Origin of the sequence: Dokdonia sp., assembly GCF_039945015.1 — a bacterium.
GTDB lineage: Bacteria > Bacteroidota > Bacteroidia > Flavobacteriales > Flavobacteriaceae > Dokdonia.
Genome location: NZ_JBDUXP010000004.1, coordinates 392,224 through 409,977, shown reverse-complemented (window position 1 = coordinate 409,977; position 17,754 = coordinate 392,224). Strand labels below are relative to the sequence as shown.

18 protein-coding genes are annotated in these 17,754 nt (G+C 34.0%); 10 read left to right on the top strand and 8 right to left on the bottom strand.

Translation table 11 applies throughout. The annotated features are described in order from the left end of the window. The first annotated feature begins 4 nt into the window (after positions 1–4). The 3 genes from ABJD27_RS04100 to ABJD27_RS04090 all read left to right on the top strand — a co-directional run bounded on the left by ABJD27_RS04100 (position 5) and on the right by ABJD27_RS04090 (position 1,240). A complete protein-coding gene (locus tag ABJD27_RS04100; protein WP_348170658.1) occupies positions 5–160 on the top strand; it encodes a hypothetical protein in 156 nt (51 codons plus the stop codon). Positions 161–177: 17 nt separating this feature from the next. Further along, positions 178–648 carry a DUF1572 domain-containing protein gene (locus ABJD27_RS04095; RefSeq protein ID WP_348170661.1) on the top strand — a complete coding sequence of 157 codons (471 nt, stop codon included), beginning with the start codon at positions 178–180 and terminating at the stop codon, positions 646–648. Positions 649–721: 73 nt separating this feature from the next. Further along, entirely contained in the window at positions 722–1,240 is a 519-nt protein-coding gene (locus tag ABJD27_RS04090; protein ID WP_348170664.1) for a GNAT family N-acetyltransferase, read from the top strand. A 122-nt stretch (positions 1,241–1,362) separates the two neighbouring features. On the opposite strand, the gene ABJD27_RS04085 is transcribed toward ABJD27_RS04090, so the two are convergent. The 3 genes from ABJD27_RS04085 to smpB all read right to left on the bottom strand — a co-directional run bounded on the left by ABJD27_RS04085 (position 1,363) and on the right by smpB (position 5,129). Further along, on the bottom strand, positions 1,363–3,849 hold the full coding sequence (locus ABJD27_RS04085; RefSeq protein ID WP_348170667.1) for a DUF5686 and carboxypeptidase regulatory-like domain-containing protein: 2,487 nt from the start codon (positions 3,847–3,849) through the stop codon (positions 1,363–1,365). A 154-nt stretch (positions 3,850–4,003) separates the two neighbouring features. Further along, the gene (locus ABJD27_RS04080; RefSeq protein WP_348170670.1) at positions 4,004–4,585 is read right to left on the bottom strand and encodes a DUF1877 family protein; all 582 of its coding nucleotides are present in this window, start codon (positions 4,583–4,585) and stop codon (positions 4,004–4,006) included. 82 nt (positions 4,586–4,667) lie between these two features. Then, entirely contained in the window at positions 4,668–5,129 is a 462-nt protein-coding gene (gene smpB / locus ABJD27_RS04075) for an SsrA-binding protein SmpB (protein WP_348172018.1), read from the bottom strand. Positions 5,130–5,216: 87 nt separating this feature from the next. On the opposite strand from smpB, the gene ABJD27_RS04070 reads away from it, so the two are divergent. Then, positions 5,217–6,011 carry a DUF6503 family protein gene (locus tag ABJD27_RS04070; protein WP_348170672.1) on the top strand — a complete coding sequence of 265 codons (795 nt, stop codon included), beginning with the start codon at positions 5,217–5,219 and terminating at the stop codon, positions 6,009–6,011. A 70-nt stretch (positions 6,012–6,081) separates the two neighbouring features. Here ABJD27_RS04070 and ABJD27_RS04065 read toward each other — a convergent pair whose 3' ends face one another. The 5 genes from ABJD27_RS04065 to ABJD27_RS04045 form a co-directional block, all read right to left on the bottom strand. After that, positions 6,082–6,624, bottom strand: a complete 543-nt coding sequence (locus tag ABJD27_RS04065; RefSeq protein ID WP_348170675.1) for a phosphoglycerate mutase family protein — start codon at positions 6,622–6,624, stop codon at positions 6,082–6,084. Between the two features lie 512 nt (positions 6,625–7,136). After that, a complete protein-coding gene (locus ABJD27_RS04060; protein ID WP_348170678.1) occupies positions 7,137–7,850 on the bottom strand; it encodes a class I SAM-dependent methyltransferase in 714 nt (237 codons plus the stop codon). 10 nt (positions 7,851–7,860) lie between these two features. Further along, positions 7,861–8,514: a hypothetical protein gene (locus ABJD27_RS04055; protein WP_348170681.1), complete on the bottom strand. Its 654-nt coding sequence runs from the start codon at positions 8,512–8,514 to the stop codon at positions 7,861–7,863. 77 nt (positions 8,515–8,591) lie between these two features. Next, on the bottom strand, positions 8,592–9,140 hold the full coding sequence (locus ABJD27_RS04050) for a Crp/Fnr family transcriptional regulator (RefSeq protein WP_348170684.1): 549 nt from the start codon (positions 9,138–9,140) through the stop codon (positions 8,592–8,594). A 22-nt stretch (positions 9,141–9,162) separates the two neighbouring features. After that, positions 9,163–9,546: an acyl-CoA thioesterase gene (locus tag ABJD27_RS04045; protein ID WP_348170687.1), complete on the bottom strand. Its 384-nt coding sequence runs from the start codon at positions 9,544–9,546 to the stop codon at positions 9,163–9,165. Positions 9,547–9,873: 327 nt separating this feature from the next. On the opposite strand from ABJD27_RS04045, the gene ABJD27_RS04040 reads away from it, so the two are divergent. The 6 genes from ABJD27_RS04040 to ABJD27_RS04015 all read left to right on the top strand — a co-directional run bounded on the left by ABJD27_RS04040 (position 9,874) and on the right by ABJD27_RS04015 (position 17,683). Continuing rightward, complete coding sequence (locus ABJD27_RS04040) at positions 9,874–11,571, top strand: helix-turn-helix domain-containing protein (RefSeq protein WP_348170690.1); 1,698 nt, start codon at positions 9,874–9,876, stop codon at positions 11,569–11,571. A gap of 63 nt (positions 11,572–11,634) precedes the next feature. Beyond that, on the top strand, positions 11,635–11,838 hold the full coding sequence (locus tag ABJD27_RS04035) for a hypothetical protein (RefSeq protein ID WP_348170693.1): 204 nt from the start codon (positions 11,635–11,637) through the stop codon (positions 11,836–11,838). Positions 11,839–12,067: 229 nt separating this feature from the next. Next, a complete protein-coding gene (locus ABJD27_RS04030; protein ID WP_348170696.1) occupies positions 12,068–13,975 on the top strand; it encodes a DUF4157 domain-containing protein in 1,908 nt (635 codons plus the stop codon). A 238-nt stretch (positions 13,976–14,213) separates the two neighbouring features. Next, positions 14,214–15,656 carry a glycoside hydrolase family 47 protein gene (locus tag ABJD27_RS04025; RefSeq protein ID WP_348170699.1) on the top strand — a complete coding sequence of 481 codons (1,443 nt, stop codon included), beginning with the start codon at positions 14,214–14,216 and terminating at the stop codon, positions 15,654–15,656. 76 nt (positions 15,657–15,732) lie between these two features. Next, positions 15,733–16,551 carry a hypothetical protein gene (locus tag ABJD27_RS04020; RefSeq protein WP_348170702.1) on the top strand — a complete coding sequence of 273 codons (819 nt, stop codon included), beginning with the start codon at positions 15,733–15,735 and terminating at the stop codon, positions 16,549–16,551. Positions 16,552–16,960: 409 nt separating this feature from the next. Then, positions 16,961–17,683: a hypothetical protein gene (locus ABJD27_RS04015; protein ID WP_348170705.1), complete on the top strand. Its 723-nt coding sequence runs from the start codon at positions 16,961–16,963 to the stop codon at positions 17,681–17,683. The last annotated feature ends 71 nt before the right edge of the window (positions 17,684–17,754 follow it).

Genomic DNA, 17,754 nt, shown 5'->3' with positions numbered 1-17,754 from the left:
TATTATGGAAAAAGATAACAAAACATCTATCCAAATAAGTAAGAATATTCTATTAACAAATATTGACTTACTATCTATTCAAGGAGGAAATAATACTACAATCCCTACAGGAGAAGCTGATTTTGCATTACAATGGGAATCACAAAATGTACTACCATAATTTTAATATCCAATCCAATGGCAACTACCGCACACATTGCAAAGCATCTTCGAGACGTCTATTTTTCTGGAAACTGGACATCGTCCAATCTTAAAGATCAACTTGCAGATGTTAATTGGCAAGAAGCAATAACCCAAGTATATGATTGCAATACCATCGCAACCCTTGCCTATCATATCCATTATTATGTAGATACAGTCACAAAAGTACTAGAAGGTGGCCCACTAGAAGGAAAGGATAAATATAGTTTTGACCACCCTCCTATCCAATCTAAAGAAGAATGGGACACTTTTTTAGAAAAAACATATATAGCTGCAGATCATTTTGCATCTCTTATAGAGCAACTTCCTGATGATATTGTGTGGAAAGATTTTGCAGATCCAAAATATGGTAATTATTATAGAAACCTTCAAGGCATTGTAGAACATACACATTACCATCTAGGACAAATTGCAATTCTTAAAAAGATAGTGAGGCAAAAAAAATAAATATGATAATAAATACGCTTTCGCGAAAGCGTACACAACAGCATTACCTATTTAACAACGATACGTGGTTCCCATGTCAAAAACGATCATATTAGAAACCGAACGTCTCTCTCTAAGAGAGTTTACACTCCAAGACACGGAGTTTATTATCACGCTTGTAAACACACCAAGCTGGATAGAGTTTATTGGAGAACGTAATGTCAAAACTACGCAAGATGCACAGAAGTTCATCACAGAAAGCCTTATTAAAAGTTATACAAACCATGGATATGGTCTTTGGCTAGTTGCCTTAAAAGACACACAAAACCCTATCGGGATGTGTGGTTTGGTCAATAGAGATACACTTGAAGATATAGACATCGGATTTGCTTTACTACCTGAATATGCCGGTAAAGGCTATGGTTTTGAAATGGCATCTGCAACATTAAAACACGCAAAACACACTTTAAAAATAAACAAAGTGATCGCTATTACAGATCCAAAAAACGGTGCATCTATCGCACTCTTACACAAGATCGGACTGCACTATGAAAAGACAATGCAACTCTCCGATTATGATACGGTACTCCTATTTTCTCCAGTAGAAAAATAGAAAAGCCTACTACACCCAAGAGTTTTAGCATAATAGGCTAATCAAAAAAAACTCATTTATTAATGTTACCTCAGATCTACTTCACTAGAAACGATCATACATAACATCTCTTTTCTTTATTCTTAAAAACTCATCCCAAACACAAAGGCACCATCATTTGAACCTAGTCCTGTAGAACGTATATAATCTACACGCAGGAAACGAAATTTCCCCCAACCTATATTATCCAGTCCAATAGAATATTCCATATAGGGAGTTGTACCATCGGTACTTAATACGTGCGCACCAGCAACAAGATTAAAATTAAGTTTGTTAATTCCAGGAATCTTCCCGAGAATCCATCCTTTAAAATTATGTTCTGCATGTCCTTCAAAATATGCTTTGTTGGTACTACGTTCATAATATGGTAAAAGATTAAAGCGATTCAGATTAGAACCATCTAGCGTCACTCTCGTTTGGTTTCCGTTAAAGTGTTGGTAATCTATAAAACTCGCTCCATTTGCCGAGTTTAAAAATGTTCCTCCTCGTAAGTTATATCTAAAACGACCTTTATTTCCTATATCAAACCCTTGACGCAAACGAATACCTAATTGCGTAAAATTATTTCGGCTATTATCTGATGCTAACCCACCTTCATAGGTTAAGAATAATGTAGGGTACCTATCATTAGAAATATTAAATTTTGCATTCGGATAATTATAATATTTCTGTCCAAAATTAATACGTGCACTCAACTGTGTTTTTACAATAGAATGATTCTGTACCCCAGTAGGATCTGGTGGAAAAAGATTTTCTGGATCTCTTGGATTATTACTAGAAAAGACAATATCATCTTTTGGATAAAATGTCTGATCTGTGGTATTCTCCAATCCTTTTCTATCCTCATAACTTACACTTCCCCATAAACGTAAGCCATTAAATATCTCCTGAGAGTAGGCCACATCTACAAAAGAACGCTCATATATTTTTAAATAATTACGTTCAAAAAATAAGGAAGCGATAGTGTTTACTGTATTTGTAATGGGGTTTGTTGGATTAAACTGCTTAGTCTCTACCCCTCCAATAACGCTTAAAGTAGCTCTATTTTTTTGATTGAACTGGCGTGTAAATCCAGCTGTATATCGCAATCTATCGTCTGAGATGCCGTAGCTCGCTTTCGCGAAAGCGTATAACGTCTTTGAATAATCATCATCATTCCAAGTAAAATAATTAATCCCTGTAGAACTATTCCATCCTTGTACCGTATTATACCCCGTACTATTCAAAATCCCATCATAACTAAAACGCCACCGTTTGTAGGTATTGCCATAAGAATATCCCGTAATCGGATCTAAAATTTTAAATGCATTACCTCTCGTATCTATAGAGTCTAGATACTTCTGCGATTTTCTAATAACCTGAATACTATCTTTCTTAAGATAATCACTAGACTCCTCTACCGTTAATGGTACAGGGCGTTTTCCCTGCCAGTAGGTACTATCTTTTTTATTGGCCTCATCAGCAAAAGAAAGGACTTCATTTGTAAATGATCCTTTTATAAAATTGGGTTCAAAATCATAATTACTATAACCCGCCGTAAAGCGTCCATCCCCTTTAAATCCAAAAAGTCCAAAGCTAAAATCAATCACTTGGGAGATTTTTACCCATTGTTTATACTCCTCATTATATTTATAATCTTGTTTAAAACGAAGTTGCTCTACTATAGGTACTTGTATCGCTTGACCATTAGTATTAAGATCTACCCCATACAATTGCCACTCATCTTCTACGATATACACAAACCCATTAAAGACACGATCATTGGCGCGACGCGGCGTTACCTCTATCTTATTAATAATTTTTCCTTGCTCATAAAAAGTACCTATGAGCTTATATTTATAATAGGAGAAAGCATTTACTCCAATAGGCGAAATAATCTGAGCATTAAGATCTATCGTGTTTTCATAAAAAGAAAAATTGGCATCAATCGCCGAGTTAAAACTGAATCCATTATCATCACCACTCACTTTACTGGCAATAATTTTTTCAGAAAAATTATTAGGACGTTGGTATGCAATCTCAGAAATGGTCTCACTCAAGTAAATAATCCCTGTACGGGTAGAATCTAGACCTCCACCTAAATCCCCTACTTCTTGACCAAGAAACTTTTCGGGTGCATTTTTTACTTGCCACAACCCACGAGAATAAAAATCAGCTTTATACTCGCTGAGTTTTTCGAGATTGATTTTCCTATTGGCAATCGTTGCACGTATGACTCTGTCGGCAGGATTTACACCAGCTTCAACAATTACCTCATCAAGAGAGGTTGTCTCTGGTGTCAATATGACATCAAGTGTATGTTGAGATCCTTGTACATTGATTTGCTCACGTATAGTCTTATACCCTAAAAATTGAAAGACAATCGTATAGGATCCACCAGCTCCAGAACTCAAAACATCGAGTTCATATTCTCCAGCACCATTGGTAGTCGTTCCATCTGTAGAGCCATCTAGGTATATGTTTACAAAAGGAAGTGTTTCTCCTTTATCATCTCGTACCGTACCCGTAATTTGAGCCGACACTATAGATACCATAAAAGATAAAAAAAGTGTTAGTGTAGTTTTATTCATGATTGTTAATTGGTTAGTACTTCAAAGAAACTATACTTAAGAACGTTACCTTCTTAAAAAAATGTTAGTTGTGAATCTTTTGGGAAGAAATAGCTTTTTAAGCTATTGATAATCAGTATTTAAAATATAATTTTATCTTAATTTTAAAAGTTATTTAATACTTAGATACAATTACAAATCCATTTAATATTGCAGCATTAATTATAAAATCTTTTAAACCTTGAAATATAGTTTTAATAGAATCTTTATCTATTTGGGTAACTTTATAAACTCCATCCATGTACATCTTCTCAAAATCATAATGCCTAATAAGATCCTCATATTTGATACTTTCAATCAATTCCTTTTTCTTTTTAATCATTTCTCGATCCCAATATTTAAGTAAAAATCCTTGTCCACTTCTCAATTCATCAACAGGTATGCCATCATTAAAAAATGATGATTCTTTTTTGTTTTCATATTGAGCAATTAGATAGTTCAAAGCGCCATAAATTCGATTTGTATCAAAATGATATTTATCTTCAAACTTTTTCTTAGGATAATATTTCACTAAGGAAATTGCATCTTTCCTAAATGCTATCCAATCTGGGTGTCCAAAATCAATAAAATCAGATTGAAAAGCACTTGGTAAAGTAAACAATGCATCTGCGTATTCTGAATCTTTCTTCTCAACAGATTTACTTAAGATATTTTTTACTTGAATTGGTACTGCTGTAAGTGATAAGTCAATTGCCATAGCACGTCTTTATTTCAGTAATAAAATCTACACTTCAATAATTAATAATTCCCAAATCTTACTTTGATATTTAGTAATCTATCTAGTTATTAAAGTTTTTCTTGATGCGACTTAAGTCACGTTTGTTATCACGGTCTTTCATTACTTCGCGTTTGTCGTAGATTTTCTTTCCTTTAGCTAGAGCGATTTCTAGTTTTGCAAATCCTTTTTCGTTTGTAAATAATCGTAGTGGGACAATGGTAAGTCCTGCTTTATTTACTTCCCGTTGCCATTTTTTGAGTTCGCGTTTATTTAATAATAATTTGCGTTCACTTTTTGGCGCATGATTATAATAAGTCGCATGCGAATATTCCTGAATCGTCATATTAATCACAAACAGTTCTTGTCTGTCATTAAATTCACAAAAACTCTCAGCAATAGATGCTTTCCCTTCTCGTATGGATTTTATCTCTGTTCCAGCAAGTACAATACCTGCTGTAAGACGGTCTAAAATCTCATACTCAAAACGCGCTTTCTTATTTAATATATTTACGGTATTTGACATTGCCACAAATGTAATGAAAATGCTACTTTTGAGACTAAATACTATTTCCAAATTTAATAGGATATCCATACTAATATATTTTACTACATGATGAGCTCAAAAAACAATGTTCAAAAGTTCTTTACAATACACAATCTAGTAGGTATTATTGCATTTATAGGCATTATCGTACTTGCATCTTGCGCACCAAAAACACCTGATGTACAAGAGATTGTAGACAATGCGATCGCACATAGTGGTGGGACAACCGTTCAGAATTCTAACATCCAATTTAAATTTAGAGATCATTATTACAAAGCTACTCGTCAAGATGGGACACGTACCTTAGAAAGATGCCTTGATGAAGCCTGTGTACAACAACGTGATGTATTATACAATGATGGAGGTTTTAAACGCTTTCGCGAAAGCGAACTCACACAAACTCCCGATAGTATGCAACAAAAATATGCCAACAGTGTCAACTCGGTACACTATTTTTCTGTGTTACCATTTGGGCTGAATGATCCTGCGGTGACCAAAACACTTATTGATACCCATGATGTAAAAGGAAAATCATACTATCGTGTACAAGTCGTTTTTGCTGAAGAAGGTGGCGGGGAAGATTTTGAAGATCAATACATGTATTGGATCTCAACCGAAGATTATGCAGTAGATTATATTGCGTATAATTATCAAGTAGATGAAGGAGGTACTCGTTTTAGAGAAGCTTATAACGAGCGTGTTGTAGAAGGAGTTCGTTTTGTAGATTATCGTAATTACAAACCAAAAACGCAATTCCCACCGCTTACAGATCTAGATACTCAATTTGAGAATGATGAATTAAAATTACTTTCTAAGATAGAAACCGAAAACCCTAAAGTAACTCCTATTGCTGTAAATTAAGAGTGTACAAAATAAAAAAAGGTGATTGAGAATAATGTCTCAATCACCTTTTTTTATTTCACACGAATTACTAATCTACATGAAGTAATTGTGCACTTCTCTCATCACCTGTAACAGTGACAATATATAAATTACCATTATTGGTATCATCTATTTGGGCAAATTGCTCTTCTTTTAAAATAGCGTTGGTAAACATAGGTGTTGTATTACTATGCCCTACAACCAATACCGTTTTACCTAAAGTTTCTTTTTCAAAAGTAGCATCAAAGGGTGTTCTTGGATCATAACTCTTTATTTCTAATCCCTTTCTTTTTGCCGTAGGTGTCGCTGTTTCTTGAGTACGCGCATAATTGGTACTATATACCATATCAAAAGTCACATCTTTAAAAACCTCACTCCATTGCTGTGCTCTTGCAATTCCCTCTTCTTTAAGAGATGGGTTTCTATTTTCTGGATCACTCCGATCCTTCTCGGCATGTCTGATAAGGTAATAGGTAGTTGTTGTTATAGCTACTTCTGGAGTAGCTACTTCTACAGGTGGGGTTGTTTTGGCTTCTTTACAACTTGTAAAACAAATCATAAAAAATAAAATGGGTAGAAATAAATAACGCATAATCATATATTTTTTAGATATGCTAAAATACGCTATTGATGTCAAATTGACTTTTTTTTTATTATTTATGTAAGGAGCTATATTCCTAGTCGACTGATAGGGAATATTCATCTTTTTTGATGTTATAAAAGACATTAAAAATCTGCTATGATGAAGAACGAAATCTGCGTACAAGTACGCAGATTTTGTATTTTATGCCTATTTGTACAGTGGGTGATTAAACCACTGCCATTACCTGGATAAGTGTATAGGCGCTTACAAATGTTGTTGTTAAAATTACATAGATACCTAATAGTGTATTACGCCTATAATTTTTGGGGTTTTCAGTGGGTGTTTGATTCTCAGTTCTCATAATGATTTGATTTATTGATTGATACTTAAAAGACGACATAACTATTAATTTGTTACAACAAATTGAGATATGCTTGATGAAATGTCGAATTTCCGGGACAAACTGTATAAAAACGAATATGAATTACATCTAGAAAAAACACATAATTTACAGGTATTACCTATATTTTCTTAATAGCGCGTATACACATAAAGGCTGGAAAGGCATTAAGCTCTTTAAAATGTTTAGGGTCTAGTGCTTCAAAAGCGGCTACAGGTTTTGGTTCTAGTATGGTGTCTATCAAAAATCCATTTCTAGTTAGAGGATTAATACACTCTTGAAGTGATCTTCGGTAGCTATGCACCTCAACAGGCATTCCAAAACCATTCCAAGTACATGAGACAGGTTCTACATCAAAGTAATGTGTTGACTTATAATAGTTATACTCAAAAAATGGATGTTCTATAGATATTACTAGGGTTCCATGTGGTCGTAATACTCTATAAAATTCTTGAAGTGTCTGATTCCAATCTTCTATATAATGCATGGCTAATGCACATACAATAACATCAAACGAGTTATCCTTAAGCAGATCAAAGGGTTTTTCTAAGTCGTGTACAAAAAATGATCCTTCACCCTTGTTACGTGCTTTGGCGTGTTTTATCATTTCGGGACTGATATCAAAACCAACCACTTCTGCTCCTTCCGAAAGTAAGATCTCTGCATACTTTCCAGGGCCGCAAGCTGCATCTAGAATCTTCTTGCCTTTAGGTGCTGTGATCAACCCTAATGTATTAGGACGATCATAATAAGCGTTGTGTGGCTTGTGATCTATTAAAGCATTATATCGCTCTGCAAGCACATCATAGGTCTGTTTAATTTTTTCTTTACTCATATAATAATGTTTACTGGATCTCTTTTCTTTTTTTTATTGGTTTAACGATTAAGAAACCTGCGCTCAAAATCCATCCTGCTAGACTGAATACAATAATTCTAAATCCAGTTAAACTTGTAAATACAAAACCTGCCAAAGCACCTATTGTAACAAAGATGATAAATAACATCCCAAAATATCCTAACCATTTAGGAAACCTATCAGTACGTATAATAACGATAGAGTATATTGCTATTGCTAGACAGAAAGAAACAATAAAGATATAGTCCAATGGTTTATTGATGGCAAAACTATAATCTAAAATAGAGCTTAATACAACGCTATTTTTTTCTAATCTATCTGCATATTGTCCTAAAAAATAAGGGACTGTCAATCCATTTATGAGGGCTGCAAACATAGCAGCAATACAACCAAAAACTAAGGTAAAAAAAGCAAGTACGGATAACTTCATAGAATCCATGAGTTTCATCGTTAATCCATAAAATCCAAAGAGAACAATAGGCATGCAAAAAATAGCTAAGGCATGCGCAAACGTAATTGTTTTTGAAATAGCAATAATACGTTCCATACTGCCACCAGAAGGGTGTAGTACCATTGTTGCGATAATTAATAATGACCCAACGACAAGAGAAATTCCTGTACTCTTATATGCTTGATTTTCCATAAAATAGTGATGTTTTAGTTATTACATCAAATATCATATAGGAACTGTAGAATCACACTTGATTTGAATCAAGAAATCTAAGAAACTCGCTTTCGTACGCGGCTTAAGGTTTCTGGAGTTATTTTGAGGTAAGAGGCAATCATTGTTTGCGGAAATTTCTGAAGCAATATTGGTTTATGGGTTAAGATATGTGCATATTTCTCATCTGGAGTATAGTTTCCATCAAAAAAATGAATCCGCGATGTTGTTTCTTCAAGAACTTTACCCATTTGAAGAAAGGATTGTGATAAAGCTATAAGCTTGTGAATAGATGTTATAGATAACTCATACATCTCACTATCTTCATACACTTGTATCTCGCATGCCGATGGTTTTCTAGTAGTAAAACTGGTATGATTTACTACCCAATCGTGCGTCACATTTAGATCAATGATCTGTACATTACCATCTTGGTCTGTCCTATGATGAGATACAGCTCCTTTCTTAATAAAGTAGATAGAAGAACTAACCTCACCTTTTCTTAATAAGTAGGTATTTTTTGTACATAGATGATGTTGTACTTCTTCTTGGAGAAGCATTGCCTCTTCCTCAGAGAAATGTCCTGCTTTATTTAGAAATTCAATCATTGCGTTTTCTTCTATAAAAACCTTATTTGATTTTTATTGGATTCTTTTGATCATCTATGGCTACAAATGTAAATTCTCCAGAAACTGCTTTTTCTCTAGAATCCGTATACATTTCTTCTACAAAGATATCAACTCTTATTTTTAGGCTTGTATTTCCCAAATACGATACTTTTCCAACTAATTCAACAATCGTTCCTGCTGGAATTGGTTTTTTAAAGTCAATACGGTCACTACTTACTGTCACCATTTGTTGTCTACTAAAACGAGTGGCAGTGATAAAAGCGGTTTCATCCATAAGTTGCATGGCAGTCCCTCCAAACAAAGTGTGATAATGATTTGTTGTATTGGGAAATACAGCTTTAAAGATGGTAGTCTTTGAGGATTCTATACGTTCTTCCTTGGTCATGATACAGTTTTAAAAAGGGATTCTTTTTAGGTTGTATAAAGGACGTATTTTCTAATGAAATAGCGTAAGCATTTTGCATTTTATTCTGTCTCAATATTCTTCAATAGCATATTTCTTGTTTCATTCTGGGATCACATTTAGAATATGTTTGTACGGTATTAGAAGCATTAAAAGATAGGTGGTGTTTCTAAGTACGCTTTCGCGAAAGCGTATCATTCAAAATTATAATCTATAAGTAATAAAAAGGAAGTCTATAAGATTTGACTATTTTAGATGCAAAAAAAAATGTCACCCCTAAAAAGACATACAAAAAGTATACGCTTAACGATGAAGTGGTATCTGATATTTTGGTGCTTCTTCTCTGTGACGATTGCTACGTTTGGTCAAGAGGAAAATTTTCAAATACCAGATTCTCTTAAAGGTAAAGATTACGAATATCTATATGATAGATACTTAGAAAATTACCAAGACACTACCGCTGTTAAGTTATATCTCAACACATATCTTACAAAAGCAGTCGTAGCAAATGACAGAATAAGCCAATCTATTGTACTTAATAATCTTGCGTATTATGCAGATACCAAAGAGATCGAGCTAGATCTCATTCACAAATCCTTATCAATAAGTAATGCTGTAGATTCTTTATACTCTATAGTTACATATAATCATTTGGGAATATATTATCAAGCTGAATATGACTATGAAAATGCACTTCAACAACATCTAAAGGTGTTACACCTTTCTGAAAAATATGATTATGAACAATATGAAATTTTTTCATATAACAATATTGCGAGCTTAAAAAAATATATAGGAAAGCATAAAGAAGCGCTTGATATGTATAAGAAGAGCCTCATCTTACAACAAAAGAATTCTCCATCAGGTTATAATGGGATTATTCCGATTACGGTATTTCTGGCAGAATCATTTAGAAATAACAAACAGCATGACTCTGCATCTTACTATTATACTATCATTAAGGAAAATGCTCAAGAAAAAGACGCTTATTATCTTAATATAGCAACATTAAACGAAGGGATCAATTTATATTATAAGAACGATATAGAAGAGGCAGAAGTACTTTTACAAAAAGTTACACATCAAATAAATACAAGCGATCTCTCTGGCTCTAAATATGATATTTTATTACAATTTTATCTTGGAAAAATACAGCTATCTTCAAATCCCGAAGCAACAAAAAATCATTTCTTAAAAGTAGATTCGTTATTGACTCAAACAAATACAGTCCTCCCAGAAGTAAGAGAAGTATATGAGTTTCTTATTAAAAAATATAAAGCAGACAAGAATCATATAGAACATCTTGCTATTACTGATAAATTAATTCGATTTGATAGTATTGCATTCCTCAGAAAAATAAATATGACTGATAAGCTACACGCAGAGTTTGATACTCCAGAGCTTATAAAAAGTAAAGAATATTTAATTAAACTATTAGAAAGTAAAAATCAGACATTAAGTGTAAAAGCCTTTTTAATATTAGCGCTTTTTTTGATTTCTATTAGTATACTCATTCTACAGTTAAGAAAGCATCGTTTATACAAAAAACGATTTGAAGCTATTATTACAAAATTAAATAATCAACAAACAAACAATACAACATCACATACGCTAAAAACACCTTCAAAAAAACTTGATATTGATTCTCCAATAGTTACAATAATCTTAGAAAAACTAGTTGCTTTTGAAACTAAAAATGAATTTTTGAAAAACAATATTACAGTCACTTCATTAGCTAAAAAACTAGGTACAAATACAAAATATCTATCCAAGATTATTAATACCTATAAAGAAAAATCGTTTATACATTATATCAATGACTTGAGAATCAATTATATGATGAGGGAATTAAAAACCAATCCCACTTTACAACGATATACTATTTTGAGTATTGGTCAAGAAGCAGGTTTTAATTCGGCTAAGTCATTTTCTGACGCCTTTAAGAAAACAACGGGTATCAGTCCCTCATACTATATCAAAAATTTACAGGCGAAAAAAACTGCGTAATACATATACCTCCTTACCTTAACGTATATTTTTTGTAACTTTCAAATAAAATATAGAAACAATATGAAAAATAAGCCTTCCCTAAAAAAACTGTCTTTAAAAAAATTAACCATTTCAAAATTAAATAGTTCATCTACTATACAAGGTGGGTCTGGTGTTTGTGATAGTGGTATATGCGCAGCATCTACTGCTGTAAATTGTCCTTCTTTTCCAAATAGATGTCCACCACCTCCTTCTTACAAAGGATCATGTAGTTGCGATTGTTAATCAGTATGTAATCGTTATATATGTATAAGATTACACCTGTAATATAAAACAGCACACACAGTATACATCCCACTAGTTTTAAGAAACTAGTGGGATTTTTTTATACAATTTTCCTGAATAAGTATTGATTTAAAGTCATTTTTAAAACTTCCGTAGACATTTCATAGACAACAGCTTTCTTTCATGCTCCCGCCTCTCTCTAATTTCCTCATATTTAGTACATTTAAGTATGAATACTCACGCAGATAACGTGCAAAAAAATAAAAACGAGTCGGCAGCAAGTGCAGTTTCGCAAAGAAAAAGCAGTAGTAAGCCAACTTTTCATTTTGAAGATAATCGTCCTGAAGCAGTAGCACAACGAAAAATACTAGAGATGGTAGATAACTACACTTCTCAACAACAGCATCCAATCCAAAAGAAAAAAAATGATACTGGCTTACCAGATAATTTAAAAACAGGAATAGAGAACCTATCTGGAATATCAATGGATGATGTAAAAGTCCACCGAAACTCTGATAAACCTGCACAATTACAAGCACACGCGTATGCGCAAGGATCTGATATTCATTTAGGACCTGGACAAGATAAACACCTCCCTCATGAAGCATGGCACGTCGTTCAGCAGAAACAAGGACGCGTAAAGCCAACCATGCAGATGAAAGGGAAAGTAAACGTGAATGATGATGATGATTTGGAAAAAGAGGCAGACCTAATGGGAGCCAGAGCAATGGCGCTACAACTTTCTACAAAAGAACAAACCAATGATCTGGCTACGCCAACATCAAAAGCACTCACTGGACAGTCTAATGTTTTCCAAATGCGATGGATAAACATTGATGGAACAAATCAATCATATTGGGAAGGCAGAAGGGGTCCTACACAAAGTGACTTGGATGCCCTAGCCAGAAATAGAAGAATTCGAGTAGATCCCCCTGCACTCCAATCAATGCCAAATGCACCAAATGCTAACCGACCACACGGGCTTTTTCTAGCAGCTTCAGATACCTCTCGAGGCGAAATAGGAGCTCCATTTCCATTACCGCCACCAAGAGCCGATCAAGTGATGCCACAGAGTACACATCACGAGGATGTCTCATGGTTTCATGATGGACATCGCGTGCAACACCAAGAACCTAGACGTTCTGAACGAACTATTCATGGAGGTGTTTCTGCTAGAGATCAATTACAACAGTTTGGACTACCAGATTACCCACGAGCACCTTGGGCACATACACAACCTGACCACGCCACGCCAGTAGGGCAAGACCGAGAAGATACGGCTATGCGCCACCCATCTACAGAACAAGCCAATCAACAACATACTGTTCGTGAATATGCTCAGTCAAGCGTGGCAAGAAGAATGGGCGGGGTTATTGCTTCTCGTCATTTACAAGGCGAGCAGCCAGGCCGGCCTGGCTTATTCAGCACTATGGATTTTGGTACAACATTTCTAACTGGACAAGACATCAGAACACATACAGATTCTGTTCCATATTTTACCCAACAGCCAGGTCGTTACGGTGATGAAGATGCACACGCACATACACTGGATACATTTGGTGCAAACGCTCTAGGGTCGTCATTGCGAGATAGCGGTTTTCTTGATGAAGATGATCTACCCGACCAATTTCATAGCCCTCCAGATACTGATACAACGGGAATGGTTTGGGAAGAATATGGAAGTTCGACTAACCCATCTTCGGCAATAGAAATGGCAGATGCAGATGAAGAAGCAGATGGGGATGGAGGACCTCCCGTAATTGTTCCTGCACCTGCTAACACATTAACCTTAGCTCAAATGGACGCTCACTATCATGCGGGAAACGTTTGGGCAGGGAACCAAGGAACATTCAGTGCTGAATTTGCAATTTTTCAAGCAAACCCAGCATTTGCTTTCACCACACTAGTTCAAGGTGGGTTACTAACTGCTAATGCCCTAGCTCTTGCAACTGCTCTAGGGAATGCTTTTACAGCACTAACAAATCATTACCAACAACAAGGCCTAGCGGTACCCAACTACATTCCACCAGACATTCAGGATATAGTATTTGATCATATAGATCCAGTTCATGGTCGATCGCTCTGGGCATTACTCAGATATCTTACTGCTGCTAATTTAGGAGGTGGCGGAGATTAAAACACAAAGAATTTCTCACACTTAATTGGGGGTATCAAATACTTAATTTTCCGCTTTCGCGAAAGCAAATACCACCTGTTTTATATATAGATTATTAGATACACCTACTTTGGGAAAACCTCAACTAGTGCTATACCCAAAAAACCCTCTCAATTCTCCTCTCATTTACTTTCTTTTATTAATTTAGGCCTAGTTAATATCTCCCTATTCATATGTGTTGCATTCAATTGAAAAACAAATGAAATCTATCATCATTGCTATCCTTACTGTAACCATATTGGTTTCTTGTAATTCTTCAGAGAAAAATAAAGAGAACATAGATAAACCTACTAAGGATGTGATCGTTGACACTTTAGCTTACGATGCTGATGAGATAAAGACAGAAATGCTAAGATCTTGGAGTGCATATAAAGAATATGCTTGGGGTTATGATGTATTATTACCTCTTTCAAAATCTGGCTATAATTGGTATGAAGAATCGCTTGGGATATCACCTTTTGATGCATATAGTACGCTTGCATTAATGGCATTAGATAAAGAAGCTAAAGAAATAGAAGAATACGCTCTATCCAAAGATTGGGATCAGGACATATATGTACAGGTTTTTGAAGTGAATATTAGAATTCTTGGTGGACTACTCGCCATTTATGATGATACTAAAAATAAAGAGATTCTTGAGAAGGCCATTGATTTTGGAGATAGATTACTTCCTGCTTTTGATTCCCCTACAGGAATCCCCTATCATTCTGTTAACTTAAAAACAGGAAAGACATCCGGAAATCTTGGTGAGGGCAAAGGAAACATTGTAAATACAGCTCAAGCAGCTACTTACTTGTTTGAGTTTGGAATCTTAAGTTATTATTCTAAAGACCCCAAATATTATCAAGCTGCCAAAAAAGCAACCAAAGCCATATTTGAAAGGAAATCCGAAATCGGTTTACCTGGAGATTTCATACATGTGGAAACAGGTGAATGGACCAATAATTGGTCGTATCTACAAGCTGGAATGGATTCTTATTATGAGTACTTATTTAAAAGCAACCTCCTCTTTCCTGATCCAGAAATAGAAGAGATTTGGGAATATAGTTTAGAAAAGATAAACCAGTATTATGCCGAAGAATATAATGGCAAACAATTTTATGCTTGTGTAAACATGCATACTGGAGAAATTGTAAAAAGATCGATGTCACTATACGATGCTTTTTTTCCTGCAATTCAGGCACTACATGGAGATCTTGAAAATGCAGAAAAGAACATGGCAACTTGGGATTGGGTATGGGACAAGTATGGCCTCTTACCGACTCGTTATCTATACGAAGCAGATTCGATTGAATATGCCAATTCTGAATTAAATCCTGAGATTATTGAATCTGCCTATTATTTGCATGAAATTACAGGAAAACAAAAATATTTGGATATGATCTATAAATATTGGAAAGACATGAAGTCTTGTTGTCGAAATAATGTTGCATTTAACTCGATAGAAGATGTGCGTACGATGAAAGAAAAAGATCATTTAGCTACCTATTTCTTTGCCGAAACACTTAAATATTTTTATGTTGCTGTAGTAGATAAAAATAAGTTTGATTTCAATGATTATATATTTAACACAGAAGCGCATCCATTTAAGAAAAGTAACTTTAAACAAGAGAACATAAAAAAATATCTTGGTATTAACTGAGTGTAACAAAAATAAGTGCCCTTAAAACAAGCAATGCTTTTATACCATTGTGTCTCATTAAAAAATAAAACAATACATGAAAATCGAGAAATACAATCAAAAATTATTAGCTGTTTTAGGAACCGTTGGAGTACTATTTTTAATAGTTGCGTTGATAGCATTTATTTCAGTTACAATTATAGAACATCGTAGATATAGTTATGATGACGTTGAAACTGGAATATTGTCGGACGAAAAAATTGAAGAACTACAAAAAGAAAATAAACGAGAACAAGTCATCTCATACAAAACGCCTAAGCTTATTGACACCCTAAACTCAATCTATATTGTGCCTGTTTCACATAAAACTTTGAATGAAGAAGAAGATATAAGCGGTCTTCTAAATGCAATTTCTGTATCAGGTAATTTTGAATCACCAGACACTAGGTATTCAAGTGGATTTTACGGAACATATAATAATATTATTGTATATCACTCCAATGATGGAATAAACAAAAAACTATTTGACAAACGAGTGAATTTTAACACTATAAATACAGAATATTTTGACAAAGAAATTCTTCTATTCATAAAGGCTTCCGAAAAAGATACCCACAAGGATGGAGTTATTAATTTAAAAGATTTTAAATCACTGTATATCTATTCATTTAGTCAAAATGAAATGAAAAAAATCGGAATTGACGGGATGGATGTATATAATTATAAATTCATAAATAACAGTAAAAATTTGATTATTGAGTTTGGGGTTGATAAAAATAATGATGGACAATATCAAGAATATAATGAGCCTACTTTAATCAAAAAATATGATTTTGAAAGTGGAAAATTAACTGATATTATAAATGAAAAAATAAATTCTGATTTACAAAAAACACTAGAAGGAACGCAGAAATAATACACTGCAATACTATATATAAAACGATTGACTAACAACGTTTATTCATCATTACTTTGGGGACAGTCGCTTCGCTAGCATCAGTTTATAAACTGGTGTTACTCTGAGTAGTGAGTGACTCATCTATAAACATATTCTTCATCCACATTTCTATAAGTACTGGTCTCGCTTTCGCGAAAGCGTAACAACGCAGAAGCCCATTCTAAATCTCACACTGCCTCCACTTAAACGCAAAACAATTCCAACTACTTTTCTATATCGATTATGGAAAACCGTAATGGTATCTGGTTTGGAATCAATAGGTTTACTAATTAATTATAGATGACTATTAGGTAACTTTTTAAAATGTAACATCCTTATCTACAATTAAATAAAACCCAAACAATACTGAAATAAATTTAAAACTAGAATGAAAAAATTAATAATCCTTTCCATTGCAATTATTACATTACATAGTTGCTCATCAGATTCTGACGAATTTCAACCAAACTTATCTTTTAACATTGAAAGTGGAAGCAGAATCGCATCTTCCGAAATTAATATTACCAATACAACTACAAACCAAAATGGAGGTTATATCTGGGAAGTTATTTCAGACTTTGGGGTTGAAACTTTTACATCACAAAATTTAAATTTCAATGCAAACCGAATTGGAGACTATACCATTAGACTACGGTCAAATCAATTTGATATACAAACCGAACAAGCCATTACGATTACAAGACCTTCAAGTTTGTTATTTAACACATTGACACTAAAAGATATTCCTCAAAATTATAACTCCCTTTATTTTAGAATAAATAAACTCACACTAAATGGGACATCGTATACATACACATCACAAACAAGGCAAAACATTAGCTCTATAGTTCCTAGCGCAACAGATTGGACTATAGATTTTCCTGGAAACACAATACAACTCAATAATGGAAGTAACGCTAATAATACAGCTGTGTATCAAATAGAATTTTATGATGAAAATGACAATTTAGTGACTAAAATGAATTCATTTGGAGACACGTATTTTGATAGTAATGAGTTTATAGCTGGAGAAGAGGTAATAAATACAACCACAATAGGATGTTCTAATTGTGATTTTTTTGAGATAATAGCAGAATTTAGCTTCCAATAGAAAGACCTATTCCCTATATCATATAAAAATTTGGTGTCGTAATAACTTGAAAAGTAAGCATCTTTTTATAC

What these genes read in the sequence shown, in the direction of transcription:
- ABJD27_RS04100 (WP_348170658.1), top strand. Translation starts at nt 5, where the DNA reads ATGGAAAAAGATAACAAAACATCTATCCAAATAAGTAAGAATATTCTA.
- ABJD27_RS04095 (WP_348170661.1), top strand. Translation starts at nt 178, where the DNA reads ATGGCAACTACCGCACACATTGCAAAGCATCTTCGAGACGTCTATTTT.
- ABJD27_RS04090 (WP_348170664.1), top strand. Translation starts at nt 722, where the DNA reads ATGTCAAAAACGATCATATTAGAAACCGAACGTCTCTCTCTAAGAGAG.
- ABJD27_RS04085 (WP_348170667.1), bottom strand. Translation starts at nt 3,849, where the DNA reads ATGAATAAAACTACACTAACACTTTTTTTATCTTTTATGGTATCTATA.
- ABJD27_RS04080 (WP_348170670.1), bottom strand. Translation starts at nt 4,585, where the DNA reads ATGGCAATTGACTTATCACTTACAGCAGTACCAATTCAAGTAAAAAAT.
- smpB (WP_348172018.1), bottom strand. Translation starts at nt 5,129, where the DNA reads ATGTCAAATACCGTAAATATATTAAATAAGAAAGCGCGTTTTGAGTAT.
- ABJD27_RS04070 (WP_348170672.1), top strand. Translation starts at nt 5,217, where the DNA reads ATGATGAGCTCAAAAAACAATGTTCAAAAGTTCTTTACAATACACAAT.
- ABJD27_RS04065 (WP_348170675.1), bottom strand. Translation starts at nt 6,624, where the DNA reads ATGCGTTATTTATTTCTACCCATTTTATTTTTTATGATTTGTTTTACA.
- ABJD27_RS04060 (WP_348170678.1), bottom strand. Translation starts at nt 7,850, where the DNA reads ATGAGTAAAGAAAAAATTAAACAGACCTATGATGTGCTTGCAGAGCGA.
- ABJD27_RS04055 (WP_348170681.1), bottom strand. Translation starts at nt 8,514, where the DNA reads ATGGAAAATCAAGCATATAAGAGTACAGGAATTTCTCTTGTCGTTGGG.
- ABJD27_RS04050 (WP_348170684.1), bottom strand. Translation starts at nt 9,140, where the DNA reads ATGATTGAATTTCTAAATAAAGCAGGACATTTCTCTGAGGAAGAGGCA.
- ABJD27_RS04045 (WP_348170687.1), bottom strand. Translation starts at nt 9,546, where the DNA reads ATGACCAAGGAAGAACGTATAGAATCCTCAAAGACTACCATCTTTAAA.
- ABJD27_RS04040 (WP_348170690.1), top strand. Translation starts at nt 9,874, where the DNA reads ATGAAGTGGTATCTGATATTTTGGTGCTTCTTCTCTGTGACGATTGCT.
- ABJD27_RS04035 (WP_348170693.1), top strand. Translation starts at nt 11,635, where the DNA reads ATGAAAAATAAGCCTTCCCTAAAAAAACTGTCTTTAAAAAAATTAACC.
- ABJD27_RS04030 (WP_348170696.1), top strand. Translation starts at nt 12,068, where the DNA reads ATGAATACTCACGCAGATAACGTGCAAAAAAATAAAAACGAGTCGGCA.
- ABJD27_RS04025 (WP_348170699.1), top strand. Translation starts at nt 14,214, where the DNA reads ATGAAATCTATCATCATTGCTATCCTTACTGTAACCATATTGGTTTCT.
- ABJD27_RS04020 (WP_348170702.1), top strand. Translation starts at nt 15,733, where the DNA reads ATGAAAATCGAGAAATACAATCAAAAATTATTAGCTGTTTTAGGAACC.
- ABJD27_RS04015 (WP_348170705.1), top strand. Translation starts at nt 16,961, where the DNA reads ATGAAAAAATTAATAATCCTTTCCATTGCAATTATTACATTACATAGT.